The sequence below is a fragment of the Aquimarina latercula DSM 2041 genome (assembly GCF_000430645.1).
In the GTDB taxonomy this organism is placed as follows: domain Bacteria; phylum Bacteroidota; class Bacteroidia; order Flavobacteriales; family Flavobacteriaceae; genus Aquimarina; species Aquimarina latercula.
Genome location: NZ_AUMK01000004.1, coordinates 619,346 through 645,901, shown reverse-complemented (window position 1 = coordinate 645,901; position 26,556 = coordinate 619,346). Strand labels below are relative to the sequence as shown.

Genomic DNA, 26,556 nt, shown 5'->3' with positions numbered 1-26,556 from the left:
ACCAAAATACGAATTAATATTTTTACGATACCAACCTGAAATTATAAGTTATCTGTTTCTGGTATCACTCTCAATGACACCATCACGTAATCGTATTACACGATGCGCATGAGCAGCTACTTCTTCTTCATGAGTTACCAAAATTACAGTGTTACCAGCTCCGTGAATATCATCAAATAACTGCATGATTTCTAATGAAGTTTTAGAATCTAAATTTCCAGTAGGTTCATCTGCTAATATAATGGAAGGTTTGTTAACCAATGCACGACCAACCGCAACACGTTGTCGTTGACCACCAGAAAGTTGATTTGGTTTGTGGTCCATACGATCTGCTAAGCCTACATCTGTTAATACTTCTTCGGCTCTTGCATTTCTATCTTTTTTAGAGGTTCCAGCATAAACCATAGGCAGTGCTACGTTATCTAAGGCTGTAGTTCTTGGTAGAAGATTAAAAGTCTGAAATACAAAACCAATTTCTTTATTTCTAATATCTGCTAATTCGTCATCGGTCATTTTGCTAACATCATTTCCATTAAGGTTATAGGTCCCATCTGTTGGGGTGTCTAAACAACCTAAAAGATTCATAAGTGTAGATTTTCCAGATCCAGAAGGTCCCATGATAGCGATATAATCTCCTCGTTTTATTTCTAGATCAATGCCTTTAAGTACATACACTGTTTCTTGACCTAATTGAAAGTTTCTAATGATACCTTTAATATCGATAACGTTTTCCATGCGATGAATTAATTATAGCCGTAAGATACGATTTTAGCTTATATGACGCATCAATGAAGAAGTTGTTACACTCTAATTGTAAAATGTTCTTTTTCTTGTTCCTTTCTAAAAAAAATAAAGCCTAAATCAAAAGTGTCTATAGTAACTTTAACCTTGTAATGATCTTGTAATTTTTTCCAAAATAACTGATGTTCCTTCGATGAATGTATGGCCTGTAAAAGAAGTAGAGAATCATTATGAACTCTAGAGAATAATGTTTCTAAATATTCTGGATTTTCTTGCAGTTTGTTGATGTTTAGATATATGAAATCGTATTTTTTGTTGTTGGTTTCAGAATTAGAAATTGAAATGGAATTATTAAGGGTTAAAATCTCTGCAATATTATTAGAGGGTTTTTCAGGGATTAAACCTGATTTGTAATCTAGATACGGTATTAATCGGTTTATAAGTTTAGCATTTTTAAAATTTATATCAACAGTATTATTTTTAAGAATTAATTTTATTCTGGGATATGCGTCTTTTTTTTTTGAATCATAAAAACACTTGGTAACTAAATTATAAACAAAAGGGGAATGTACACCGTGTTGGTTAGTAGATTTAATCAAAAACCGAAAATATGACTTGATTTTAAAAAACATGAATGAAGTAATAAGTATAATTATTTATTCCATTTTTTCAGAAAGCTCTAACCATCGCATTTCTTTTTCTTCAATACTATCTATAATCTCTTTTAGCTTCGCAGACTCTTCATTAATTTTATCTCCTTCCAAAGAACCATTAGCGAAAAGTTTCTCTATATCTTTTTTCTGAATTTCTAATTTCTTTAGATCACGTTCGATACGGTTATATTCTTTTTGTTCATTATAAGACAAAGCAATCTTATTATCTTTTTTCCAAGATGTCTTTGTTTTTGGTTCCGTGTCAATCGATTTAGTTTTTTCTGGTGGTCGACTATTTTCGTAAATACGGTAATCGGAATAATTACCAGGGAAATCTTCTATTACTCCATTTCCTCTAAATACAAATAGATGATCTACTATTTTGTCCATAAAATATCGATCGTGTGATACTACAATTAGACAGCCAGGAAAATCTAATAAGAAGTTTTCCAAAACATTTAGAGTAACAATATCTAAATCATTCGTAGGTTCATCAAGTATTAAGAAATTAGGGTTCTGTATAAGAACAGTACATAGGTATAATCGTTTTCGCTCACCACCACTCAGTTTTTCTACAAAATCATATTGTTTTTTGCGGTCAAATAAAAAACGTTCTAATAGTTGTTGTGCAGAAATTTGCCTTCCTTTTTTTAAAGGGATATAATCACCAAATTCTCTGATCACTTCTATCACTTTTTGCCCTTCTTTGATAGTGATACCTTTTTGGGTGTAGTAACCAAATTTTACAGTGTCTCCAATTACTATTTTACCTTGATCAGGTTGGGTAGCTCCGGTAATCATATTTAGAAACGTTGACTTTCCGGTTCCGTTTTTACCAATAATTCCAACTCGTTCTCCTTTTCGAAAAACATATTCGTACTTGTCTAACAGAACAAGGTTTTCATAACTTTTAGAAACCTTATGAATTTCTAGGATTTTACTTCCTAGTCGTTCCATATTTATCTCTAATTGTATTTCGTGATCATTTCTTCTTTTATGAGCTCGTTCTTTTATTTCATAAAAATCATCAATTCTTGATTTTGATTTTGTAGTTCGAGCTTTAGGTTGTCTTCGCATCCAATCCAACTCCTTTTTATAAAGTTGTTTTGCTTTGTTGGTTTCAATTTCCTCATTAGCGACTCTAGCTTCTTTATTCTGAAGATAATAGGCGTAATTTCCTTTGTAGCTATATAGTTTTCCGTTTTCAAGCTCTACAATTTCATTACAAACGTTTTCTAGAAAATAACGATCGTGAGTCACCATAAAAAGAGTGAAGTTTTCTTTGGCAAAATACTCTTCAAGCCATTCAATCATTTCCAAATCTAAATGATTGGTTGGCTCATCCAGATATAATAGTTCAGGTTTACTGAGTAGAATATTAGCAAGTGCTAACCTTTTTTTTTGGCCTCCAGAAAGTAAACTTACTTTTTGATTTAGGTTTTCTAACTTTAGTTTAAAAAGAATTTGTTTGTATTGTGTTTCAAAATCCCATGCATTCAAAGCATCCATTTGCTCAAAAGCTTTTTGGTAAGCTTCAGTATCATCAGGATTTTGCAGCGCTTTTTCATAAGTGTTTATTACTCGTAACGTATCATTATCAGCAGCAAAAATAGTTTGCTCGATAGTAAGATTGGGGTCTAGATTAGGCTCCTGAGGTAAAAAAGCTACTTTTAGATTTTTTCTATATACGACTTGACCATTATCAGGCTCTTCATCACCAGCAACAATGTTGAGTAGAGATGTTTTTCCTGTTCCATTTTTTGCAATAAAACCTATTTTCTGACCTTCATTAATTCCAAAAGAGATATTCTGAAACAGTATGCGTTCTCCAAATGATTTAGCAATATTTTCTACTGATACGTAATTCACTTATTAATTTTAAAATTGACGCAAAGATAAATAGAAATAGATTCTATGAAAGGTTTTACTAGAGGTATAATATTTCTTTTGAATATAATTGAATATTCTTTTTTCTTTTTTTTTTTTGTATATTTTCAACCCCTAAGTCCAATTATAACTATGCCTATGAAGGAAAAACTACTTGTAATTCCCTTATTATTATTAAATATTCATTTCTTATTCGCTCAGGATACGTATCGTGATGAATTTAGTGCTGTTTCCTATGGTAATAACGATGGAAATTCCAATTGGGCGGCTAATTGGGATGAGAGTGATCCTTTTTCCGGTGGAGATAATATCCCTTCTAATGGTTTTGTGAGAGTAACAGGGAATAGATTACGATTTAGTTTCATGTTTGCTAATGAAGAACAAATTGAGAGAACTGCGAATCTTGCAGGATCAACTACAGCGACACTTTCTTTTGATTGGGAAACATCAAGCCTTGAGGCAGGAGAAATTATTAGTGTTCAGGTCTCTAGTACTGGAGGAGCTCCTTTTACTACGTTAGCTACTTTTGGGAATAATGTTAATACTACAGGTTCTTTTAGTCAAAATATTTCAACCTATATTTCGGCTAATACCACCATAAGGTTTATTAATGTTAATAATGATTGGAATCAAGGGAATGATCGCTTTTTTGTTGATAATATAGAAATAGAAGCTAATACTTTAGTAGATGACCCTCCGGTAATTACCGTTACAGGAGATAAACATTTTTGCCCTAATGGGTCAAATTCTATTCCAGTAGTAGAAACAGTTTCTATTACAGATCCTGATGATGTTAATTTGGAGCAACTTACTATTCAGATATCTACAGGATATCAAAATGGATCAGATTTATTAACATTGACAGGTGTACATCCTAATATTACGGATAGTTGGGATGTTACCGAAGGAAGATTAACATTAACTGGACCGGCTACTTTTGCAGAGTTTGAAGCTGCTGTTTTGGCTACAGTTTTTTCATCTACGCCTCCGATTGTTGCCGTTTTGAGAGAATTTTCTATTGTTTTGGGATCTCCTCTGTATTTGCCAGAAACAGGTCATTATTATGAGTTTATTCCGTCCTTAGGAATACGCTGGGATGATGCGAGAGATGAAGCAGAATTAAGAACCTTTTTTGGACTTCAAGGATATATGGCTACTCTGACAAGTAATATCGAAGCAACTTTTGCTGGAGATCAAATTACAGGAACAGGTTGGATTGGAGCTAGCGATAATTTTGGTTCGGGAGAAGGTGAATGGAGATGGGAAACAGGTCCAGAAGCTGGAACTATATTCTGGAATGGTGATGAAACAGGAACCGTGGTACCTGGCGAATTTGCTTTTTGGAATAATAATGAACCTAACGATTATCCTGACGATGCAATACCAGGTCAAGAAAATTATGCACATATAACGGATGATACAATTGGTATTCAGAATTCTTGGAATGATCTACCAATCACTGGAGGAGGAGGAGCTTATGTTGCTCAAGGATATATTGTGGAATATGGAGGCTTACCTGGTGATCCAGTACTTCAAATATCAGGAGTAACGAGATTGAGAATAAGTTGTACGGTTATTACTAACCGAAATAAAACATATAGGGTTAATTATTAGATTGGAAACGGTATGATTTCTTTTTTGACATCTTTACTTCCTAAAAAGTTATTTTTTTTCTTCGTCTGGTCATAGAAAATAGGAATATAAAGATCATCAGAAAAATAGCAACTCTTGCTAGGTAATCACCAGCTTTTACATAAAAAGTAATTTTTTCATTAGTTTTAAGACTTCCTTTTAGAACTCCTTGTTCATTGTACGCTAAAGAAGATACAATATTACCAGTCTGATCGATAATGGCGGAGATTCCAGTATTAGCACTTCTAGCGATACTTCTTCTGGTTTCGATTGCTCTCAATTTTGCATAGGCCAAATGTTGTTTATGTCCTTGTGTTACTCCCCACCAAGCATCATTAGTAATGATGGCAAGAAAATCAGCATCATTCCTTATATAACCAGTAACAAACTCACCATAAACGCTTTCATAACAAATGATTGGACCTGCGCCAAGACCTTCTTTAGTAAAGAAAACTTCTCGATCATCTTGTGTTGTTTTTTTGGCAACGGTACCTCCTAAATCTATCATGGCGTCGCCAACTAATGGTTTAAAAACACTTTGATAAGGAAAATTTTCTACTCCAACGACCAGTTTACTTTTGTTATAAATTTCTGTTGTTCCATCTTGTCTTACTAGGAAGGCAGAGTTGTAATCGTCATAGAATACACCACTTTTATGCTCATTTGTTTGTGGACGAACTTTAGCAGGATTTCTGAATACTTCTAATAGAGAAATTCCTGAAAGAAAATTAGCATTGGGATACTTATTAATAATACTACTAGCTGTTTTTCTTGCAATAGAGTTATTAAAATTCTTTAGTCTATTATTATCAGCAAAAACAGTTTCTGGAGCTATAATAAAATCTGTCTTTTGGGAAATTTCTTTAGCGGTAAGAGAGCTTAATAATGTGCCTACACGATCATCAGAAGTGTTATATTTTTCGGTATAAGGGTTTATGTTGGGTTGTAGTATAATAACTTCTACATCTTTACCTTCCTCCGTATAAGTTTTTAGAATTATAAATGAAATTACAATTGGAACAATTATAAGAAGTCCATTCTTTATCGCGGATCGATACAAAATAGACTTTTCTTTGTGTTCAATATAAAGTAAAACACTTTTATATAACCCAATATTTACTACCCAAATCCATAGTGTCCCTCCGAAAGTACCTGTGTATTCATACCATTGTATCCAAGAAGTGAAATTGGCAAATCCGTTACCCAGATTAAGCCAAGGCCAAGAAAACTGCCATTGCAGGTGTAGGTATTCAAAACTCATCCAAATGCATACTAAGAAGACTGCACCAATAGTAAATGATGATCTTCTGGCAATAATGTGATAGATAAGAAATACTAATGCCATTAATAATGTATTGACGATTTCTGCAAACCACATTCCAAAAGGAGTAGAGTTGTATATCCACCAAGTGGTAATCATATTCCATATAAAGAATGCTAGAAAAGCAAAGCCTAATACTTGAGTTTTATGACGTTTATTGTTACGTGTTTTGTATTCTATAATTAATAAAGGGACAAAGCCAAAAAATAGAAATAAAGGAAAACCATAGGTAGGCCATCCAATAGAAAGTAATAAACCAGATAAAATAGCAAGTAAAATGTTTTTCATACGGAGTGTTCTGTCTTAGTAACGAAATTAATCTTATTTCGTTACAAAACTTTAAGTCAAAGCTAAAAAAATGTTATGATTGAATATGTGATATTGTTATCTAAAAATACTCCAGTCTACTTTTATAGAAAATACATTAGAATAAATAGCGGCACTTTGATCTCCTATGTCTGTTAATGCATAATCTACTTGTATTCCTTTATATTGAAAACCAATACCAAAATTTGGTTGGAATCCTACGTTGTCAGAACCATCAAATTGTTCAATATTTTGAAAATTACCAACGCCTCCTCTCAGGTATACTATTTTAGAATAATCTAATTCAAAACCAAAAGCCGGGGTAATACTAATTGCAGATGAGGAAATGATATCGTTAGTCTCTGCAAAACGTACATTCATATCCAATTCAGTGTTTAAACCGAATTTTTTGCCTATGTCAAATTTTCTTGCAGCTCCAAATTGCAATTTGGGAATAGTAATTTCTGTTGTTTCCGGTAATTCTTGATCTCTAATTTGAGGTATTTGATCTTCATCAGGAATACCATCTCCGTTTAGATCACCAATAGCAAAATCTTCTACATTCCAAGCATTAAAAGTTGTAGTGATATCACGTACCATAATTCCAAATTGCCATTTGTTCCTTTGATATTGTAATGCTGCGTCAAAACCAAATCCCCAAGAAGAGGCAAAATCTCCAATAACCCTTCGTATTACCTTAGCATTCGCTCCATAACTCAACCCTTCTATAGGTAATTTTCTAGAATAAGAAAATGTAAAAGCATAATCTGCTGCAGAGAATAAATTGATTCTAGTGTAATCAATATTACCATCAGCATCTACAAGACTGGTTGTGTCTAAAATATCATCTACTCCAAAACGAATTAAGGAAAGAGCAATAGCGCTTTTTTCATCTAAAGGCATCGCAAAAGCTAAGTAGTCATAATTCGCAATATTTGCAAAATAAGCCGCGTGCATAAATGATACTTGGTTGTCTTCTAAATGGATTAATCCTGCAGGATTCCAATAGCCCGAGTTTACATCACCAGATGTTGCAACTACGGCATTCGCCATCCCTAAAGCACCAGCATCTACACCAATATTTAGAAATTCATTAGAATATTTTCTAGTTTGTGCCGAAGAAAACGATACAACTAAAAGTAGTAATGCAATTATAATTCTTTTCAATCCAAGCAATTTTTGACAAATATCTCACTATTTTTCAACATGATAAACTTTATTTGTGATTTCATATTGTGTAGCCTATGTTAATAGACGAAAATAGTTTGCTATTTTTACACAAAAATCAAATCATATGTGGCTTAAAAAGCAAATCCCTAATATTATTACATTACTTAATCTACTTTGTGGATGTATTGCAACCATCTTTGCAGTTCAGGGGGCTTTAGAATTAGCAGCACTTTTTGTGGCGCTTGGTATTGGTTTTGATTTTTTTGATGGCTTTGCTGCTAGAATTTTGAAAGTACAAAGCGAATTAGGGTTGCAGCTGGATTCTCTAGCGGATATGGTTACTAGTGGTTTAGTTCCGGGAATAGTGATGTTCCAGATGCTTGCTAAGATTTTTGGATACCCCTATCGGGGCGTTTCTGAAGGTTCTGGTCAAGTAATTTCTTATGACTTTATACTTAGTGATTTTGGGTTGAATTATTTGCCACTAGTAGGTTTGCTTATAACACTAGCTTCTGCATATAGATTGGCTAAATTTAATATCGATACACGTCAGACTACCTCGTTTATAGGTTTACCGACTCCTGCAAATGCGCTATTGATTTTAAGTTTACCATTAATCATCAGATATCAGACGCATCCATGGATGTCAGATGTTATTTTAAATCAATGGTTTTTGATCGGTTTAACTTTGATAAGTTGTTATTTATTAAATGCCGAAATTGGACTGTTTGCTCTTAAGTTTAAAACTTGGGGGTTTGCTGAAAATAAAGTCAGATATATTTTCTTATTGCTTACAATTGTTTTGTTTGTATTACTTCAGTTTATGGCAATACCTTGTGTTATCTTGTTGTATGTTTTGATGTCCCTAATTTTTAGGGAGAAAGATGTTGCGCAGAACAATTAATTAAGTAAATGAAAAATATTTGCAGAGTACTGTTTTCTATAGTTGGAATATCTTTTATGTTTTGCTGTTCTAGTAAAGTTAGAAATGAATCCATTGAATACGATAGTGGTATTACTTTAATCAAAAAACATGATTCTTTATTTTATATACAAATCAAATCAGATTCTTTAATAGATACTTGGGAGTTAAAATATCCAGTGTATCAATATATGATTGGAGACGTAGATGAAAATGGATCTAATGATATATTAGTAGGAGTTATTAAAACAACTCGATTTGATTCCATAAAAAGAAAACGACTTTTTATTTTTAAAAATTATGAAGGTTATGTCCGTCCACTATGGTTAGGTTCCAGGTTGGGTAAACCTTTGGTAGACTTTAATTTTATAAAAAATAAAGAAGGTAGTTTTATTAGAAGTGTTGAAAAAGAAAAGAGTGGAAAGGTATTAATAGCAGAATATAAATGGCGTAGATTTGGGTTGGAGTTCAAAAGGTATATACATAGAGAAATTGATAGTCTAAGGGCAACACGCATACTTAAAAACGAAAACATATAAATTAAAAGAATTATGAACAGACAAATACTATTTGCTAGTTTCTTTTTGTTTCTAATAGCTTGCGGAGGTGATAAAAAATCCGAAGAAAAAAAACAACTTGAAGTTTCTCCGGATATTGTAGAAGTAACTGAAAAGGATGATCAGATTATCGAGAATGTAGAGAATCCTGTTCTGATTGATGGAAAACTGGATATAGAACAGCTGGGAGAGGATATTAATTTAGAAATGGACATTTCTTCGTTTAGTCTTTATGAAATTAGGATTTTACGAAACAGTTTTGCTGCTAAACAAGGGTATTGCTTTATGAAAGGGGATCTTAGGTATACTTTTGGTGCTACTAGTTGGTATAACGAAAGAATGGAAAATCGATATTGGGCAGAAGAAGGAGGAAAGGATATAGCACCTATTTCGTATTCTGACCAAGAAACAGTCTTTATTGAGAAATTAAAGAAGAGAGAAGAAGAATTAAAATTAAAGAATTTAGTAAAAAAAGGTAATAGACAATTGGCGAACGTGAACAATGTTGTAAACCTTTTTCAATTAAATGATCCAGCACCCGAATTAATGAGTATGTTAAGTCAGAATGGGTTTGCTATAGTTCCTAATAATAATATTCAGTTATTTCATTTGTATGAACAAAATGATTATGCTGAGTTCCCAAATTTTGTAACTACCGATATGTATATGCAATTGTTTCATATGTATTTTGGTTACATACTTAGACAAATAGAAGAAGAACAATTTATTCCTATACTATCACAGATTTGTGAGTCTATGATAAAGGATATGCAAGAGATTGTAAAAACTACACCTAATGAATCAATAAAGGAAATAGCAAAATTTAATCATACCTATTATGCTATAGCCTATACTGTTTTAACTAACAAAAAAATAGAAGTGCCTTTGGGGTATGAACAACACTATGAAAATGAATTAGTTTCAATTAAAGGAGCAGAGGATAGTACTTCTAAATTTTTAGAATTTGAAGAAGTTAATTTTCCTTATAGCTTATTTAAACCGAGAGGACATTACACTCGTACAGAAACGTTAAAACGATATTTTAGTGCTATGATGTGGCTGCAATCTGCACCTTTTTGCCTCAATAATGATTTACAATTTAAAAGAGCTTTGGTTAATGCTTCTGTTTTAGGGAATAGTCCAAATTTTGAAAAAGAAACATTACGGAAATATAAAGCAATAATGGAACCTATTAATTTTATAATAGGTCAACCAGATAATGTGTCTTTTTTGGATTTAGTAGATTTAATTGAAAAGGAAGAGCTCCCTATAGAAGAGATTTTACAGAATACTACTGTTATTGAAAGCTTGAAAGAGGAAGTGAAAAAAATGGCAGAAATCAAAGATAAAATAAGATCAGGTGGCGGAAGTTGTAAAATTAAAATCAACTTTATTCCACAAAGATATTTATCAGATAATGATGTTCTTCAGAATTTAGTAGATTTAAAAAGTAAAGTTTCTAAACGCCCTTATCCTCAAGGTTTAGATGTCATGGCTGCTTTTGGGAGTGAATCTGCCGAAAATTTATTACTGAATGAATTGAAAGAAGGTGAGAAATGGAGTAAGTATCCGAAATTACTTTCTGATATGCAACAAGAAATGAAAGACTTAGACTGGAATGAAACTCTGTATACCAAATGGATACAAAGTTTATTAGAGTTGCAAAAGCCTGATGATAGTTATCCGTATTTTATGCAGACAACCGAATGGGATAAGAAAAACTTAAATGCATCATTAGCGTCTTGGGCAGAACTTAAACATGATTCTATTCTTTATGCAGAACAACCTATGGCAGCTGAGTGCGGATCTGGAGAAGAGGTACCTAGTCCATATACGGTTGGGTATGTAGAGCCTAATATTGGGTATTGGAATACGGTAATCGAATTAATAGATCTTACCAAATCTGTTTTAGAAAGAAATAAACTATTGAATTCTAACATTTCTAGAATTACAACAGGTTTAAGAGAAAATGCAGAGTTTTTGTTATCAGCTAGTACAAAAGAACTTGCTGGTAAAAAGTTATCTGTGCAAGAATATGGTCAGATAGAAATAATTGGGAGTACATTCGAATGGTTAACGTTGGATTTAGTCAAGCAAAAAGATCAATATCTTGATGGTTGGCATAATGTAAAAGGTGCAGATAAATCTGTTGCTGTTGTAGCGGATATTTATACCGCTAATGGCGAGAACAATCCAGATAAAGGAATCTTACACGTCGCAACAGGTAATGTAAATGATATATATGCAGTAGTAGAAATTGAAGGGTATTTATACATAACTAAAGGTGCGGTGTTTGGATATCATGAATTTCATTTACCAATGGGTAATCGTTTAACAGACGAAGAATGGCAAGAAATGCTAGAAAATAATGAAGCAACCGGAATACCAATTTGGATGAAAGATATTATTGTACCAATACCAGTTCCTAAAACGAATGAAAAAATATTCTACAGTTCCGGATGTTAACAGAATTTAGATATTACTTGATGTCTCAATATCGATTAGGTGCGTTTGTTTTTTATTTAATAACCTTTTTAATAGTAACCTCTTCTTGTAATACAGGTAGAGGAAAAACTGATGAAATTAGTATTGTTTTTGTTGGGGATTTATTGTTGGATAGAGGTGTACGGAATCGTATTGAACATTTGGGGATGAATAGCCTATTTCACTCATCCATAGATTCAGTTTTTCAAAAAAATGATATTGTTATAGCAAATTTAGAATGCCCGGCTACCGAGATAGAGGAGCCGATTAATAAAAAATTTATTTTTAGAGCAGAACCATCTTGGTTAAAGTCATTAAAAGATCATGGAATAACACATCTTAATATGGCTAATAATCATGCGATGGATCAAGGTAGAAACGGTCTCGTGGATACTAATAAAAATATAATAAACAATGGTTTGATTGCCTTGGGGTATGGAGAGAATACGGAAAAAGCCTGTCGACCGCAATTAATCGCTACTACTCCTAGGAATGTTTATGTGTTTTCTTCTCTTCAAGTTCCATCAGAAAATTGGACTTTTTTAGAAAACAAACCTTGTGTTTGCGAAGATTCTTTTGATGCTATTTCTTATAAGATTAAGGGGTTAAAAAGTAAAGAGCCTAATTCGGTAATTATAGTTCAGCTCCATTGGGGAGCAGAACATACTGTTGTTCCACTAACGTATCAAAAGCAACAAGCATATTTATTAATAGATGCTGGTGCTGACGGTATTATTGGGCACCATCCTCATACAATTCAGACGGTAGAGTCGTATAAACAAAAACCAATTTATTATAGTATTGGGAATTTTATTTTTGACCAAAATAAACCTATTAACTCTAAAGGGTTATTAGTGCAGTTACAAGTTCGCGAAAAAGATGTTGTTTTTAATCATTCAGAATTTAGCATAGAAAAATGTACACCAAAAATTTTAAACGACTAAGAAAAACTATATCTAAAAATCTAATTTCTTCTTTCTAAGTTCAAAATTCTGACCAAGATATACTTTACGAACCATTTCATCTTCTGCTAATTCCTCAGGAATACCTGCTTTAAGAATGCTTCCTTCGAACATTAAGTAGGTTCTGTCGGTAATAGCAAGCGTTTCTTGTACATTATGATCTGTAATCAGGATTCCAATATTTTTATTTTTTAGTTGTGCTACAATCCGTTGAATATCTTCTACAGCAACTGGATCTACTCCTGCGAATGGTTCATCAAGTAGAATGAAATTTGGATCAGTAGCTAGTGCTCTGGCAATTTCTGTACGTCTTCTCTCGCCACCACTAAGAAGATCACCACGGTTTTTTCTAATATGCCCTAATCCAAACTCTTCTATTAGAGATTCCATTTTATGAAGTTGTTCTTTTTTAGAAAGTTTTGTTAGCTGAAGAACACTTAGAATATTGTCTTCTATACTTAATTTTCTAAAAACGGAAGCTTCTTGAGCCAAATAACCAATACCATTCTGAGCACGTTTGTACATCGGGAATTTGGTGATATCGGTATTGTCCAAAGTGATTTTTCCACCGTTAGGTTTAACTAAACCTACAATCATATAAAAAGAAGTAGTTTTACCAGCTCCATTGGGCCCTAATAAACCTACAATTTCTCCTTGATTTACTTCCAGAGAAATCCCTTTTACTACTTTTCGACCTTTGTATGACTTAATTAAGTTGTCCGCTTTTAACTTCATAATCAGAATGACTTCTTTAGATGGTAAGTGTTGCTATAATGAGCAGGTAAATTTATAGTATTTCTTTTAAACCTTAATTTTCAGATGTATTTGCTTCTAATGCATCCCAGTACTCATATGCTCTACGAAGATGAGGAATTACAATTGTTCCACCAATTAAAGTTGCAATACTTAGGGTTTCTGCAACTTCTTCTTTGGTTAAACCTTCTTTATGACAAGTCTCTAAATGATAGCGGACGCAGTCATCACATCTTAATACTGCAGAAGCAACCAAACCTAATAGTTCTTTCGTTTTTACATCCAATGCTCCTTTCATAAAAGCATTCGTATCTAGATTAAAAATTCTTTTAATAATTTTATTATTATCTTCTAGAATACGAGAGTTCATTCTCTCTCTATATTCGTTAAATTCTTCAACTATAGTACTCATCTAGTTTGTGTTGTTAATTTTTTATTCTTTTTATTTTCTCTTCTGACAACCATTTTGGAAATAAAAATACTTATCTCATATAATATAAGTATTGGTATTGCAACAATTATCTGAGTAGAGATGTCTGGAGGTGTGATTACAGCAGCTAGAATAAGAACAATAACCAAAGCATATTTTCGATTACGTCTCATAAATTCGGGTGTTACTAATCCTACTTTACTTAAAAAGTATATGATTATAGGCAATTCAAAAATAAATCCAGATGCAATTACAGAAGCCCTAACTAATGATATATAAGATCCTATTTTGATCTGATTTTCTACAACTTCGGCAACGGAAAAAGTAGCTAAGAAATTTACCGAAAGCGGTGCGATAATATAATACCCAAAAAGGACACCAATAAAAAATAATATAGAAGATACTATAATAAATCCTCTGGAATGCTTTCGCTCTTTTTCATAAAGTGCTGGTGAAATGAATTTCCAAAATTCATGCAATATATAAGGGAATGCTACTACAAATCCTGTGGTAATAGATGTCCATATGGCAGCGCTAAATTGCCCGGCCATTTCTGTACTAATAAAATTAAAAGGCATTTCTTCTAGACAGCCTTTTTCCATTCCAAAGGTTTCAGAAATACCGCATAAAACTCTATAAGAGATAAAATTCGGATCTCTTAATGCAAAGATGATATCCGTAAAAATAGTTTTTATGAAAATAAAGGCAAAAATAGCGACCAAAACTATTGCTAAAGTTGCTCTTATTAAATGCCATCGTAACTCTTCTAGGTGATCAAGAAAGGACATGGATTGCGGATCTTTTGTTGTTTTATTTGCCATTATAAAATACCTTCTCTCATTAGATCATGAATATGCAAAAGACCTGCATAATTACCTTTTTCTTCTGCTAATAACTGCGATATTCCGTACTCCTCCAGTCTGTCTAGAGCATCTATCGCCATTGCATCTGCATCGATACGTTTAGGGTTTGGGGACATAATATCCTTAGCGGTTAAACCTGCAAAAGAAGTGTTCGTGGTGAGCATTCTTCGTAAATCGCCATCGGTAATTATTCCGATAATTTTATTGTCTTCGGTTACTGCGGTTGCCCCTAATCTTTTTTCTGTCATTTCTACAATAACAGCGTTGATATCAGAATCTGGACTTACTTCAGGTTTTTCATTTTTAGATACAATATTATTTACCCGCAGGTATAATTTTTTTCCTAAAGCTCCTCCTGGATGATATTTAGCAAAATCTGTACTAGAAAATCCTTTTAGATTTAATAAACTTACAGCGACTGCATCACCAATAACTAATTGTGCAGTGGTGCTTGTTGTAGGGGCTAGATTATTAGGACATGCTTCTTTTTCTACAAAAGCATTTAAAACAAAGTCAGCTTCTTGCCCTAAAAATGATTCTTTATTAGAGGTAATACCAATTAAAGTATTGTTAAAGTTTTTAATTAGAGGTACCAGCACTTTAATTTCAGGGGTGTTTCCGCTTTTTGAAATACAAATTACTACATCATCTTTAAGAATATTACCCAAATCACCATGAATTGCATCTGCTGCGTGCATAAATACTGCTGGAGTACCAGTGGAATTCATAGTTGCTACTATTTTTGAAGCTATAATAGCACTTTTACCGATTCCTGTAATAATTACACGACCGTTAGAATTATGAATCGTATTCACCGCTTCTGCAAATTCTTGATCTATAAGCTGTTCCAGATTTGCAATTGCTTTAGCTTCTTCACTAATTGTTTTTTGGGCAAAAGAAATAATCGTATCGAGGGTGTTCAAAATTTATAAAATTTGCGTGTTATAAATAAAGATTTTATTATCTTTAATTATGCAAAGGTATGTAATACCTTATGAATTTTAAATAGTGCCAGAAAAAAGCTTACTATTTTTAGTTTTCCTTATCTTTGGTAACTTTTAAAAAAAGAACAATCCACTAAATCTTTACTGGGGAAAAAGGTTTTAGTGATAGCGATTTTAATTTAATTGGTATATAAAAGTTAAACGATTTAATGAGTTTGAACGAAACCGACTTACAAGGAGCTTTAAAAAAGTACTTTGGTTTTAGTCAATTTAGAGGATTGCAGGAGAAGGTTATAGAAAGTATTTTAGGAAAACAAAATACTTTTGTTATTATGCCTACAGGTGGTGGAAAATCCCTTTGCTACCAGCTTCCTGCCTTAATGTGTGAAGGAACAGCTATTGTAGTTTCTCCGCTAATCGCACTAATGAAAAATCAAGTAGATGCTATTCGAAGTATTTCTTCTGAAGAAGGAATAGCACATGTGTTAAATTCTTCCCTCAACAAATCCGAGGTCAAAAGAGTAAAAGGAGACATTGTTAGTGGTGTAACAAAACTGTTATATGTGGCACCAGAATCTTTGACAAAAGAAGAGTACGTAGATTTCCTAAAAGAGCAAAAGATTTCTTTTCTGGCTGTGGATGAAGCCCATTGTATAAGTGAATGGGGACATGATTTTAGACCAGAGTATAGGAATCTAAGAAATATTATTAAACGAATAGGAGAAGATATTCCGATTATAGGATTAACAGCAACGGCAACGCCAAAAGTTCAAGAAGATATTCTTAAGAATTTAGCGATGAGTAATGCTAAAACATTTAAAGCGTCCTTTAATCGTCCTAATTTGTTTTATGAAATACGCCCGAAAACAAAAAATGTAGATGCTGATATTATTCGTTTTGTAAAACAAAATAGTGGCAAAAGCGGAATTGTTTATTGCTTAAGCAGAAAACGCGTAGAAGAGCTTGCTCAAACACTAGAGGTAAATGGCGTAAAAGCTGTTCCTTACCATGCAGGTTTGGATGCTAAGACCAGAGCAAAGCATCAAGATATGTTCTTAATGGAAGATGCTGATGTAGTAGTTGCTACAATTGCTTTTGGAATGGGGATCGATAAACCTGATGTACGTTTTGTAATCCATCATGATATTCCTAAAAGTATAGAAAGTTATTACCAAGAAACAGGTCGTGCAGGTAGAGATGGTGGAGAAGGACACTGTTTGGCGTATTATGCTTATAAGGATATTGAGAAGTTAGAAAAATTTATGAGTGGTAAACCTGTTGCAGAGCAGGAGATAGGACATGCCTTGTTACAGGAAGTAGTGGCTTTTGCCGAAACTTCTATATCCAGACGTAAATTTATATTGCATTATTTTGGTGAGGAGTTTGATGAGGTTACAGGAGAAGGAGCGGACATGGACGATAATGTTCGTAATCCAAAAAAGAAACATGAAGCTCAAGAAGAAGTACAACTCTTATTAAAAGTTGTAAATAGAACAGGAGAAATTTATAAATCGAAAGACTTAGTAAATACGTTGATCGGAAAAAGTAATGCGCTTATTATATCTCATAAAACTCATGAACAACCTTTTTTCGGAACAGGTAAGTTTAGAGAAGATAAATATTGGATGGCATTGATCCGACAAGTACTCGTTTCTGGGTATTTGAAAAAAGATATAGAGACTTATGGTGTGATAAGGATTACTCCAGAAGGAAGAAAATTTATCGAATCGCCTGTGAGTTTTATGATGACAGAAGATCATGTATATGATCAGACTAAGGACGATTCTATTATAACCGCTGCTAAAGGTGCAGGAAAAGCAGGTGGTACTGATGATCGATTAGTAGGTATGTTAAAAGATTTAAGAAAAACTGTTGCCAAGAAATTAGGAGTTCCTCCGTTCGTGGTATTTCAGGATCCATCGCTAGAAGATATGGCCCTTAAATACCCGATAAGTATCGAGGAATTAGGAAATGTTCATGGAGTAGGAGAAGGAAAAGCCAAAAAATACGGAAAAGAGTTTGTAGCATTAATCTCTAAATATGTAGATGAGAATGATATTATGCGTCCTGATGATTTTGTCGTAAAAAGTACAGGAGCTAATAGTGGACTTAAGTTATATATTATCCAGAATGTAGATAGAAAACTTCCGTTGGATGATATCGCTGCAGCTAAAGGAATGGATATGCCAGAGTTTATTAAAGAAATGGAAGCTATTGTATATAGTGGTACTAAACTTAATATTACATACTGGATAGATGAAATATTAGATGAAGATCAACAAGAAGAAATTCATGAATATTTTATAGAGGCAGAAAATGATAAAATAGATACGGCGATTGAAGAGTTTGATGGAGATTATGATGATGAAGAATTAAGATTGTATCGTATCAAATTTATTAGTGATGTAGCTAATTAAAGTAGATATTATAGAAATAAAAAAGAGAGGATGTTTTTACATCCTCTCTTTTTTTAGGAGTATTTTATTGATTTCCGTTTACGCATACCCCATTTTGAGGATACCAACCTAAACATAGACATAGAGTTCCATCTATAGAGATTGCTTGAGCGCAAGCAGGATTTCCATTACCTCCATTAATGGATTTTTGTTGATTTTTTTTAATTTCCTGAACTCCGTTTTCTTTTAAAATGTTCTTTAACATATTGTTAGTTTTAAGAATAATTTATAATGCCCTGAACATTTATAGACACTCAAGGTATATGTCTATTTAATATATTAAGAACGATTAATAATATAATTGTTGCTTAAAGAGATGTTAAATAAACAGGGAAAATTCAGTTTTTTATTTGAACTATTATAATTTTTTAAGGTTTAAAATAGATTCATAGAAAGATATAAGCTAGAAGTAGTTAACTCTGAGTCTGGTATAGAAGTGCTTTTTGATATGTTCTTAGCTGTATATTGTCTAAAACCAATTTTAAATCGACCTGATCCAAGACCCCCACCATAAAAGTAATCGGTGGTAGTATTTTCTATTTCATTCTCTGCAAAAACATTAGATTCTGTACCAATATTAAAATCGACAGTAAGACCTCCTTCTAGAAATAACTCAAACTTAGAACTTAAGTAAATATGAAATCGCGGTCCTACGGCTACATTGATACTTTTATAATCTAGTTCAAACTCACTATTAGAAATTTCGAAATCCCTACCGTCCATGGTAAAAGCCTTATACGTAGATTCTAGAAAGAAACTTAAATCTACCTTAGAAAAAGGTATAAAAGTCTCTATAAATATACCATATCGTGGCACAAAAACGTCATCATAACTTACATTACCAGCGCTGCCTATAATTGAATTGTGTGTAAAACCACTTACATCTGCTGCGGCAACGATACCTATTCTGGTTTGATTGATTTTTTTACGAATGCTATATTCTATTTCATTGCCTTTACATTCGTTATATTTTTTGAAGTATCTTTTTAAATCCCGTTGTGTGTAGGTAAGTTTAGAAACATCTTGATTCTCACAATTTATTTTATCCTGTAATTGCTGTTGATAGGTGTTGTTTTGCTGAGGGATAATCTTCTTTCCCGGTTTTTTACTTTCGTCTGGCGTATAAAATACCTTGTATAAAAGTAATTCTGGATATACGGTATTAGGATCCGTATAGAAAAAACGATTTACACCATTTTCAGAATATTGGTATAAGGTAGTTTTACTTTGTAATATAGTTCTTAAAAATATCTTTTGGTACCTAAGATTAGGATCTTTTGATTTAGTAGATTTGCCAACTGTATCTCCATTAAGATCAAATTGTAGGATATACCTTTTAAACCTATAATCTTCTCCTACAGCAAACTCCTTAACGTTTTCAATAGTTTCAGTTTTAGGGCTAGAAGAGATGGTTCGTTTCCATTCGAATTCTGTTGGGTTACTTCTCCATGACAATTTTTTGATTAAGCATTCTTTTCGGTTTCCATCGTTATCGATAAAATAACCAGCTTCATAAAGGCTTTGCGCGCTGCAAGTAGCTATACAAAATAGGCCTACTGCAAAATAAAGTAAAGATTTCATGTGTATGACGATCTGAGTGTGTGAAGCAGCAAATATAGCTTTTTTGTTAAAAATCAGATGGTTTGATATAGAAATAAGTTTGTTTTAAAAGAATTGTGGTTAAAGTTTATGAAAAGAGGTTATCGAATTCGATAACCTCTTTTCTAATTAATTTTCCTCATCCTGTGGGTCACATAATGGTAATCCATGAATGTTGCAATAAAATGGAGCGCCAGCAAAGCATCCTCCTGGGAAAAAGGTTGGACATTCTGGTAAATATCCTCCTTTAATAGATTGCTGTTTGTCTTTGTTAATCAATGATACTCCGTTTACATTTAGAATGTTTTTTAACATAATTTACGAATTAATAATTATTTTTTTCCTTAAACAATTATAGACACTTAAGGTGTATGTCTAATTAAATCTTAAAATTATTAGTATATGTTTATTTTAATGAGATTTTAAAAGTATAAGGTTGTCAAAACCAACAACCTTATACGATTATTCTTAGATCTATTCAATAAGTTTAAATAGATTTAATTAATTATCAGGTGTTCCGGCATCACAAGTCCAACAACCATCAGCATTATATCTTCCGTTTTGACATAATCTGTCTGTGTCTGCATCAATGCAGCTGTCAATGTCGAATCCACCTACATTAAAACCACCATTGATTAACTGTTGTTCTTGTTTGTTCATTGTTTGTACTCCTTTTACATTTAAAATGTTTTGTAACATAATTTTTAGTTTTAAATTTTTAAAAAATCTCTAAACTTTTATAGATATTTAGAGGATATATCTACTACCATGTTCAGTATATTATCAAAATGTTACTATCTGTTTTTTGTTTTTTTAATAAATTTTAAAACGTGGGTATTTTTAAGTTCTTTTAAAAAGATAAAGAGATTACTAATTTTAGTAATCTCTTTATCTTTTTATTTTTCGCATCGATATATTAAATACCTTCAATTATTTTAGTTATCAGGGGTCCCTGCACAACATATTAGAACTATCCCATTTCTGAATGTTGGAGTCCAATAGCCTCCATATTGACAACCTTGAATATCATCGCAGTTTGTACTTAAAACTCCTCCGTTTATACTTTTTTGTTCATTTTTTTTAATTTCTTGAACTCCATTTTCTTTTAAAATGCTTTTTAACATAATTTACGAATTAATAATTATTTTTTTCCTTAAACAATTATAGACATTTAAGGTATATGTCTAATTAAATCTTAAAATTATAAGTAAATCATTTAATCTTCATCATAGAGTTTTTAACTCAACGTTCTATATTATATGTATTACTAATGCTAAGAACTAATTAGTGTCAATTTATTAATGTATTATTAGAAATACTATAATAAATTGATAAGCGTAATGGATTATTTGATAAGCGTATATTAAATTGTTTAAGAGAATGTTCTTATGAGATCACCTAATTTAGATTTATTTCTAATTGAAACAATTATTTTTTCTTTATTACTTAAAATGATAGTTTCTTTTTTGTAGATAGAGGTGATATGTTTGGTATTTATTAATGTTTTTCTATTAGCTCTAAAGAAACCTTTAGTTATTAATAGATTTTCGTAATGTTTTAGTGATTTTGAAGCTAAATATTTTAAACTGTCAGTAATTAAAAAAATGGTATAATTACCATCTGCTTCACATTTGATTATATTATCAATATCAATTGCTATATGTTCATTTCCGATATTTATCATTAAACGAAATTTGGTCATGAATTCTTTGAGCAGATCGTATTTTTGTTCTGTAAAAATACGTTCTTTCAGGTTTAGGTATCGCTGAACAACATTTTTTAATTTATCGACATCTATAGGTTTTGATAAAAAATTGAAAGCATAATATTCCATTGCTTTTTCAATGTAGTTATTATACCCTGTAGTAAATATTATCTCAAACTCATGATTAGAAATTTCATCTAGAATTTGAAAAGAATTCCCATCAATAAGTTCAATATCCATAAATACTAATTCAGGCTTAGTTAGCTTTAAAATATTTATAGATTCTTGTATACTTCCAGAATTACCAACTATTTCTATTTCCTTAAAATTTTCAACTAACATTTCGGATAAGAATTCTAAAGAATCTTTTTCATCTTCAATAATAATAACTGAAATATTTTTATCCATTGAGATTTATGCGTTTTACTTCTTTTTTATTAAGCAATAGCTAAATTAATTAATTATACTTGTATTAACTTATATAATTTATTAAAAAAAAGACAAAAATGAGAACAACCATATTGCTAGTTATAATCATGTTTGGACTAAAAGGGAATGCGCAAAAGAATAGTTATACACAAAAAGAAATAGATACTTTTAAGATTTATCCTACGAATAGGGAAAACCTTTTAAAATATCAGAAGATGTTGGAAACAGATGAAAATTTGTTAGGATGGACTTATTATTATTCTAAAATGAGTGTGTTATATTTGGGTGAAGATAAATTAGATTCGTGTTATTTCTTTGCAAATAAAGCAATCTCGTCTTATGACACATCAGATAAGAAACGTAAAGAAGACGAAACCCAATTAGCAAGAGCATACTATAATGGAGGCAGAGCATTAAGGTTGCACTATAAGGATCATAATAAAGCATTAGATTATATGATGAATGCTTTAAGGGTGATTAATAAATATCCAGGTTTTTCAAAGTATCTTAAAGGTTATATTCTTAGAGATATTTCTAGTAATCATTTAGAAATGGGGGATAATAGTTTGGCTTTAATGTACTTGTTGAAAACATCAAAGGATACAAGCTATTTGAAAAACCCACTTAATTATGGCCCTTTGTATAACAGCATTGGTAATATGTATTTTGATTTAAAAAAAATAGATTCTGCAAAGTTTTTTTACAAAAAAGCATTGTTAGATACTATAATAGGTATAAAAGTAACTTCTCATAATCATTTAGGAAATTTATTTCATTCTGTAAATCAAAAGGACTCAGCTTTTTATCATTTTAAAAAATCTAAAGATATAGTAGATTTAAACTCGGAGAAAGTTTCGGACTATTCTAGATATAGCTCTCACATTAATTATGGTCAGATGCTGTTGAATAAAGGAGAGTATAGTGCTGCTATGTATTTGCTTAATAGGACTTTAGATAGTATTAATGCTTTAGGTAAATTAGATAAGCGCGATCGAGATTTGAAAGTGAGGAATATGGATTACCTTATTAAAACGTATCAAAAAAATGGTAAGCTAGAAGATGCTTTATCTGTTTCTATAAGAAAAAGTGATTTTCTACAAAAATTTCATCAACAAGTATTGGATGAAAAACTTAGAGAATTAAATATTGCATATGAAGTAAAAGAAAAAGAAGAATCAATAGAGCAGTTAGCGGCGATAACAGAAGAACAACAGATTATCATAAAGCAAAGAAATACTATAGCTATAGCGTTATTAGGAATATTAGTGTCGATTATCGGAGTTGGAATATTGTTGTTTAGACAACGTAAACTGAAGAGTAAGTATGAAACTGCTAATCTAAAACAACGATTATTACGATCTCAGTTAAATCCTCATTTCGTCTTTAATGCGCTAAATACAGTAAGTAATTTAGTAAATAAAAAATCGGGACATACCTTACAGTATATCTCCAAATTAAGTAGTTTAATTCGATTGATTCTCAAAAATTCCAGAGAAGAGTTCATTGTTCTCGAAGATGAGTTACAATCCTTAGAAGATTATCTGGAATTAGAATCTAATTTTTCTCAAAAGTTTACTTATTCGGTTTCAGTTTCAGAAGATATTGATATTGAAGAAACCTTTATACCTCCTATGTTTATTCAACCTTTTATCGAAAATTCAATTCAGCATGGTTTAAGAGGTGTAGACGACGGTTTTATTAAGATAGTATTATCCAAAAATGAAAAAGAAGGTTTGATACAGTGTCTTATTGTAGATAATGGAGCAGGGATTACAAAACCTTCAGAATTTAAATCTAAAGTTGATACAAAACATCAGTCTTTTTCTGGTAAAATTATTAAAGAACGCTTACAGATTTATGCAAAGTCATTAAATAAAAAAACAAATTTTACTATTGATCAAATTCCAGATGGAAAAGGCACTGAAGTTAAAGTGATATTACCTTACTTGATAGATACTTAATCTTTATTTCTTCTATAAAGAAATAAATATAATACTATCACAGCTACAATCCCAAATCCTAATAGAAACATCCATAAATTATTAGATTGTGGCAATAAAGTTCCACTATCTCCAATCAATACTAAAGAGGCCCAATAGTGAGGAGAGGCTTCCGCATCTTTATTGTTTTTAAGATAGTTTAGTTTTGCCGTACGTAGAGCTGCTGATTTAGTTCGTCCTTCGCTTAGATTTTTATAGAAATTAGCGGTGATGGTAGCAGTCGCTTTATCATTGGTGCTCCATAATGATGGAATCACAGTATTGGCTCCTGATTTAAAAAATCCTCTGGCAAGACTTAATATACCTTCTCCACGTCTAATTTCTCCTAAAGAAGTATTACAAGCACTTAATATTACCAATTCTGCCTGGCTTTGTAAAGAGTTCAGTTCTAAATCGGTTAATTTAGAATTTCTAAAAGCGATCCAAGGTACAATAGAATCAGAAGCATCTGCATGTGTTGCTAGGTGCAGTATTTTATAATCTTTTATTTTTTTGATAAAATTTTCTTTAGTGGCTTCTTGATCCACTAACAGCGTTCCGTCATATAATTTATTAGCATATGTGATTTCTTTAGCGCTATTTTTTAATGTGGTTAGGTTATTAGAAAAATTGATGGGCGCAACTCCTAAGAAATCCTGAGTAGCTTCTCTTTGGATGGATTTGTTTTTGTTTTGAAAAGTAAGAGAGAATGCGTAATCGATCTCATTTTCTTCTATGAAATAGGTGTTTCTATTGATGTCAATTATCAATGCCTCAAAAGGGATCATTCCTAGCATATGATCAGGTATGATTGTTACTTTTTTGTCTTTGAGAGATTTTCTAATATCTTTTGGAAACAAGGATTGATAAATAGCGTTGGAAACTTTAGTATAGGTCTCGATATCTTTTGTAGTAGTAAATGGTTTATTGAGTTGTTCTCTTAATGATGTAATGTTATTTAATAACGTATCTATTTGTTTCAATTTAAAAACCTTATTTCCTTCATTAGATAAGATCATCCCATATCCATAAGGAGTAGTATATCCAATACGTTCTGCCATAGTGTACTGAATAATTACTTCATTTTCCTTTGGTTTTATTTCTGATAATGATAGTACTCCAGGAATTTCTTTAGACAAGAAATGTTCTGGGTAAAACCCTTTTATAGAATCATTGAAGCGCTGTAGTTCCTCTTTTTTGTCAAATATTAATATGGATAAAGAATCTTTTTTTTTATCAGAACCCCCCTTTTTGTTTTCTTGTAATGAAGCGATATCGTTTTTAAATGCTAATTCTTTTTCTAAGATACTTTCTGGTAATGCTGTTTTACTTCTATTAAGATCTTGCATAAGCAATAATGCCTTGTTTTTTTCCATGAGGTAAAAGGCCTTGTCTAGTAAGTTAGCTCGATAACAAGCTTCTAGTCCAATAATATAAATCTCAGAAGCCAGATCGCGCCATCGTAGTTTTGTTTTGTAAGAGAGATCAGAGGTTAGCATGATCTCAATTAGTCGATCCGCAGTTTTTACTGTTTTTAAAGCTAATAAATAAGCACTTTTGTTATTTGAAGTATTTCCTTGATCAATGTAAGTGTTAATTTTTGTTTTTAAAATCCCTAGGAATAATGATTTTTTTTCTACTCCTTCTAATTGTTTTCGAGTTGATGACCAATTATAATCGGCTTTTTCTGGATTTAAAAACCCAGCTATTGATTTCTGGTAAAAATCAATAGCTTGATCATATTTTTTTTCTTTATAAGCAAGTTTACCAAATCCAAAATAAATAGACTTTAGTAATGTTGGTTTGTGCTCAACTAATGATAATGATGTATTAAAATATTCTTTGGCAATTATAGTATCTAAATCAATATTTGCTAATCCTAGATTATAGTTAGTAGAACATTCATAACCTTTGTTTTTTATGATTTTGGATATTATAAGGGCTTTTTTGTAATAATAAATAGCAATTATCAAGTTGTTTTTTGAGCCATTTTTAATGTAATCCATATTACCGAGGTCATGATATTGTATTGCTAAATTTGAGGTAATTAGATACTCATCTTCGATACTAGGTTTTTCTATTATTTTTACAAGGGAATCTGCTAGCAGTAAATGTCGAATTACTTGTTTGCTAGTCTTAATCTGTCCCATATTTCTATATGAAAAGGCTATATTAATATGACTATTTATGATTTTTTGTCGATCTTTTATTGGATCTAAGTATTGAAATACCTTCAAACGATGTTCGACCGAGTTATAGGGATCCTCTAGTTTAAGATAGATGTCAGCTAAATAGTTATAAGTTCTTATGTTCAAGGAGTTTTTTTTAAAAGGGGCGGCGTTTTTAAATGCTTTAATAGCTTTCTCGTAATTTTTATATTTGTTATGAAAATATCCAAGATTGATGTAGCTGTTTTTAAGTAATTCTTTATCAAAGGGGATTGCTTTTTTTTTAGCATCAATAGCAAGTTGAGTATAATATATGGTTTTTTCTTTATTTTTTTTTCGATAAAACCATTTTCCTAATTCGTGAGCATCTGCACCTAATTGGGTATAGTTGCTTTGTCTTTCATAGGTTTTGAAAAGGTCAGTATATAGGCATTTTTTGATAGTATCGCTCTCTTTACTAATTAGAATAGAATCTAATGTTGGGGATATCTTTTGACTATATAGTGATTGAGTATTGATTAGATATATTAAAAAAAATAAGAAAGGAAAATAGATTTCCTTTCTTATTTGAGTTTTTTTATCTATAATTTTCATA

At 31.6% G+C, this 26,556-nt stretch carries 23 protein-coding genes; 7 read left to right on the top strand and 16 right to left on the bottom strand.

Annotated elements, in window-relative coordinates:
- Positions 1–48 precede the first annotated feature (48 nt).
- From H526_RS0106895 to H526_RS0106885, 3 genes are all read right to left on the bottom strand, one after another.
- Complete coding sequence (locus tag H526_RS0106895; RefSeq protein ID WP_027392326.1) at positions 49–735, bottom strand: ABC transporter ATP-binding protein; 687 nt, start codon at positions 733–735, stop codon at positions 49–51.
- A 65-nt stretch (positions 736–800) separates the two neighbouring features.
- The gene (locus tag H526_RS32315; RefSeq protein WP_027392325.1) at positions 801–1,340 is read right to left on the bottom strand and encodes a hypothetical protein; all 540 of its coding nucleotides are present in this window, start codon (positions 1,338–1,340) and stop codon (positions 801–803) included.
- 57 nt (positions 1,341–1,397) lie between these two features.
- Positions 1,398–3,263 carry an ABC-F family ATP-binding cassette domain-containing protein gene (locus H526_RS0106885; protein WP_027392324.1) on the bottom strand — a complete coding sequence of 622 codons (1,866 nt, stop codon included), beginning with the start codon at positions 3,261–3,263 and terminating at the stop codon, positions 1,398–1,400.
- A gap of 156 nt (positions 3,264–3,419) precedes the next feature.
- Here H526_RS0106885 and H526_RS30690 point away from each other — a divergent pair, with 156 nt between their 5' ends.
- Positions 3,420–4,895 (top strand): C-type lectin-like domain-containing protein, encoded by a 1,476-nt coding sequence (locus H526_RS30690; protein ID WP_155839633.1) that lies wholly within the window; start codon positions 3,420–3,422, stop codon positions 4,893–4,895.
- Between the two features lie 40 nt (positions 4,896–4,935).
- On the opposite strand, the gene lnt is transcribed toward H526_RS30690, so the two are convergent.
- Positions 4,936–6,522: an apolipoprotein N-acyltransferase gene (gene lnt / locus H526_RS0106875; protein WP_027392323.1), complete on the bottom strand. Its 1,587-nt coding sequence runs from the start codon at positions 6,520–6,522 to the stop codon at positions 4,936–4,938.
- Between the two features lie 96 nt (positions 6,523–6,618).
- Entirely contained in the window at positions 6,619–7,707 is a 1,089-nt protein-coding gene (locus H526_RS0106870) for a putative type IX sorting system protein PorV2 (RefSeq protein WP_027392322.1), read from the bottom strand.
- A 127-nt stretch (positions 7,708–7,834) separates the two neighbouring features.
- Between H526_RS0106870 and H526_RS0106865 the strand changes: the two genes are divergently transcribed.
- From H526_RS0106865 to H526_RS28525, 4 genes are read left to right on the top strand one after another with little or no spacing between them, the layout of a single operon-like run.
- Entirely contained in the window at positions 7,835–8,614 is a 780-nt protein-coding gene (locus tag H526_RS0106865; RefSeq protein ID WP_027392321.1) for a CDP-alcohol phosphatidyltransferase family protein, read from the top strand.
- An 8-nt stretch (positions 8,615–8,622) separates the two neighbouring features.
- Entirely contained in the window at positions 8,623–9,171 is a 549-nt protein-coding gene (locus tag H526_RS0106860) for a hypothetical protein (RefSeq protein ID WP_211237827.1), read from the top strand.
- Positions 9,172–9,183: 12 nt separating this feature from the next.
- Positions 9,184–11,655, top strand: coding sequence for a DUF3160 domain-containing protein (locus tag H526_RS0106855; RefSeq protein ID WP_051336023.1), 2,472 nt, complete (start codon positions 9,184–9,186; stop codon positions 11,653–11,655).
- Positions 11,649–12,617 carry a CapA family protein gene (locus H526_RS28525; protein ID WP_051336022.1) on the top strand — a complete coding sequence of 323 codons (969 nt, stop codon included), beginning with the start codon at positions 11,649–11,651 and terminating at the stop codon, positions 12,615–12,617. Before H526_RS0106855 ends, H526_RS28525 begins: the two co-directional genes overlap by 7 nt.
- A 12-nt stretch (positions 12,618–12,629) precedes the next feature.
- On the opposite strand, the gene lptB is transcribed toward H526_RS28525, so the two are convergent.
- From lptB to H526_RS0106830, 4 genes are all read right to left on the bottom strand, one after another.
- Entirely contained in the window at positions 12,630–13,370 is a 741-nt protein-coding gene (lptB, locus tag H526_RS0106845) for an LPS export ABC transporter ATP-binding protein (protein WP_027392318.1), read from the bottom strand.
- A gap of 73 nt (positions 13,371–13,443) precedes the next feature.
- Positions 13,444–13,800 (bottom strand): carboxymuconolactone decarboxylase family protein, encoded by a 357-nt coding sequence (locus tag H526_RS0106840; RefSeq protein WP_027392317.1) that lies wholly within the window; start codon positions 13,798–13,800, stop codon positions 13,444–13,446.
- Positions 13,797–14,639, bottom strand: coding sequence for a twin-arginine translocase subunit TatC (gene tatC, locus H526_RS0106835; RefSeq protein ID WP_027392316.1), 843 nt, complete (start codon positions 14,637–14,639; stop codon positions 13,797–13,799). The genes H526_RS0106840 and tatC overlap by 4 nt, the downstream gene beginning before the upstream one ends.
- Positions 14,639–15,604: a KpsF/GutQ family sugar-phosphate isomerase gene (locus H526_RS0106830; RefSeq protein ID WP_027392315.1), complete on the bottom strand. Its 966-nt coding sequence runs from the start codon at positions 15,602–15,604 to the stop codon at positions 14,639–14,641. The genes tatC and H526_RS0106830 overlap by 1 nt, the downstream gene beginning before the upstream one ends.
- Before the next feature lie 230 nt (positions 15,605–15,834).
- Here H526_RS0106830 and H526_RS0106825 point away from each other — a divergent pair, with 230 nt between their 5' ends.
- A complete protein-coding gene (locus tag H526_RS0106825) occupies positions 15,835–18,042 on the top strand; it encodes a RecQ family ATP-dependent DNA helicase (protein WP_027392314.1) in 2,208 nt (735 codons plus the stop codon).
- A 64-nt stretch (positions 18,043–18,106) separates the two neighbouring features.
- Here the strand turns inward: H526_RS0106825 and H526_RS0106820 are convergent, their stop codons facing one another.
- The 6 genes from H526_RS0106820 to H526_RS0106795 all read right to left on the bottom strand — a co-directional run bounded on the left by H526_RS0106820 (position 18,107) and on the right by H526_RS0106795 (position 21,793).
- A complete protein-coding gene (locus H526_RS0106820) occupies positions 18,107–18,286 on the bottom strand; it encodes a hypothetical protein (protein ID WP_027392313.1) in 180 nt (59 codons plus the stop codon).
- Between the two features lie 170 nt (positions 18,287–18,456).
- A complete protein-coding gene (locus H526_RS0106815) occupies positions 18,457–19,662 on the bottom strand; it encodes a hypothetical protein (protein WP_027392312.1) in 1,206 nt (401 codons plus the stop codon).
- Between the two features lie 147 nt (positions 19,663–19,809).
- A complete protein-coding gene (locus tag H526_RS0106810; RefSeq protein WP_027392311.1) occupies positions 19,810–19,995 on the bottom strand; it encodes a hypothetical protein in 186 nt (61 codons plus the stop codon).
- A 186-nt stretch (positions 19,996–20,181) separates the two neighbouring features.
- Positions 20,182–20,379, bottom strand: a complete 198-nt coding sequence (locus H526_RS0106805) for a hypothetical protein (protein WP_027392310.1) — start codon at positions 20,377–20,379, stop codon at positions 20,182–20,184.
- A gap of 236 nt (positions 20,380–20,615) precedes the next feature.
- Complete coding sequence (locus H526_RS0106800; protein WP_027392309.1) at positions 20,616–20,804, bottom strand: hypothetical protein; 189 nt, start codon at positions 20,802–20,804, stop codon at positions 20,616–20,618.
- A gap of 248 nt (positions 20,805–21,052) precedes the next feature.
- The gene (locus H526_RS0106795; RefSeq protein WP_027392308.1) at positions 21,053–21,793 is read right to left on the bottom strand and encodes a LytR/AlgR family response regulator transcription factor; all 741 of its coding nucleotides are present in this window, start codon (positions 21,791–21,793) and stop codon (positions 21,053–21,055) included.
- A gap of 98 nt (positions 21,794–21,891) precedes the next feature.
- On the opposite strand from H526_RS0106795, the gene H526_RS0106790 reads away from it, so the two are divergent.
- On the top strand, positions 21,892–23,775 hold the full coding sequence (locus H526_RS0106790; RefSeq protein WP_027392307.1) for a tetratricopeptide repeat-containing sensor histidine kinase: 1,884 nt from the start codon (positions 21,892–21,894) through the stop codon (positions 23,773–23,775).
- Here the strand turns inward: H526_RS0106790 and H526_RS0106785 are convergent.
- The gene (locus H526_RS0106785; RefSeq protein ID WP_027392306.1) at positions 23,772–26,555 is read right to left on the bottom strand and encodes a CHAT domain-containing protein; all 2,784 of its coding nucleotides are present in this window, start codon (positions 26,553–26,555) and stop codon (positions 23,772–23,774) included. The two genes, H526_RS0106790 and H526_RS0106785, sit on opposite strands and share 4 nt — an antisense overlap.
- Position 26,556 lies beyond the last annotated feature (1 nt).

Excerpts from the sequence above, each read along its gene's own strand:
- H526_RS30690 (WP_155839633.1), top strand. The coding sequence starts at position 3,420 with ATGAAGGAAAAACTACTTGTAATTCCCTTATTATTATTAAATATTCAT.
- H526_RS0106805 (WP_027392310.1), bottom strand. The coding sequence starts at position 20,379 with ATGTTACAAAACATTTTAAATGTAAAAGGAGTACAAACAATGAACAAA.
- lnt (WP_027392323.1), bottom strand. The coding sequence starts at position 6,522 with ATGAAAAACATTTTACTTGCTATTTTATCTGGTTTATTACTTTCTATT.
- lptB (WP_027392318.1), bottom strand. The coding sequence starts at position 13,370 with ATGAAGTTAAAAGCGGACAACTTAATTAAGTCATACAAAGGTCGAAAA.
- H526_RS0106815 (WP_027392312.1), bottom strand. The coding sequence starts at position 19,662 with ATGAAATCTTTACTTTATTTTGCAGTAGGCCTATTTTGTATAGCTACT.
- H526_RS0106810 (WP_027392311.1), bottom strand. The coding sequence starts at position 19,995 with ATGTTAAAAAACATTCTAAATGTAAACGGAGTATCATTGATTAACAAA.
- H526_RS0106860 (WP_211237827.1), top strand. The coding sequence starts at position 8,623 with ATGAAAAATATTTGCAGAGTACTGTTTTCTATAGTTGGAATATCTTTT.
- H526_RS0106865 (WP_027392321.1), top strand. The coding sequence starts at position 7,835 with ATGTGGCTTAAAAAGCAAATCCCTAATATTATTACATTACTTAATCTA.
- H526_RS0106820 (WP_027392313.1), bottom strand. The coding sequence starts at position 18,286 with ATGTTAAAGAACATTTTAAAAGAAAACGGAGTTCAGGAAATTAAAAAA.
- H526_RS0106800 (WP_027392309.1), bottom strand. The coding sequence starts at position 20,804 with ATGTTAAAAAGCATTTTAAAAGAAAATGGAGTTCAAGAAATTAAAAAA.
- H526_RS28525 (WP_051336022.1), top strand. The coding sequence starts at position 11,649 with ATGTTAACAGAATTTAGATATTACTTGATGTCTCAATATCGATTAGGT.
- H526_RS0106785 (WP_027392306.1), bottom strand. The coding sequence starts at position 26,555 with ATGAAAATTATAGATAAAAAAACTCAAATAAGAAAGGAAATCTATTTT.
- H526_RS0106790 (WP_027392307.1), top strand. The coding sequence starts at position 21,892 with ATGAGAACAACCATATTGCTAGTTATAATCATGTTTGGACTAAAAGGG.
- tatC (WP_027392316.1), bottom strand. The coding sequence starts at position 14,639 with ATGGCAAATAAAACAACAAAAGATCCGCAATCCATGTCCTTTCTTGAT.
- H526_RS0106825 (WP_027392314.1), top strand. The coding sequence starts at position 15,835 with ATGAGTTTGAACGAAACCGACTTACAAGGAGCTTTAAAAAAGTACTTT.
- H526_RS0106895 (WP_027392326.1), bottom strand. The coding sequence starts at position 735 with ATGGAAAACGTTATCGATATTAAAGGTATCATTAGAAACTTTCAATTA.
- H526_RS0106795 (WP_027392308.1), bottom strand. The coding sequence starts at position 21,793 with ATGGATAAAAATATTTCAGTTATTATTATTGAAGATGAAAAAGATTCT.
- H526_RS0106855 (WP_051336023.1), top strand. The coding sequence starts at position 9,184 with ATGAACAGACAAATACTATTTGCTAGTTTCTTTTTGTTTCTAATAGCT.
- H526_RS0106840 (WP_027392317.1), bottom strand. The coding sequence starts at position 13,800 with ATGAGTACTATAGTTGAAGAATTTAACGAATATAGAGAGAGAATGAAC.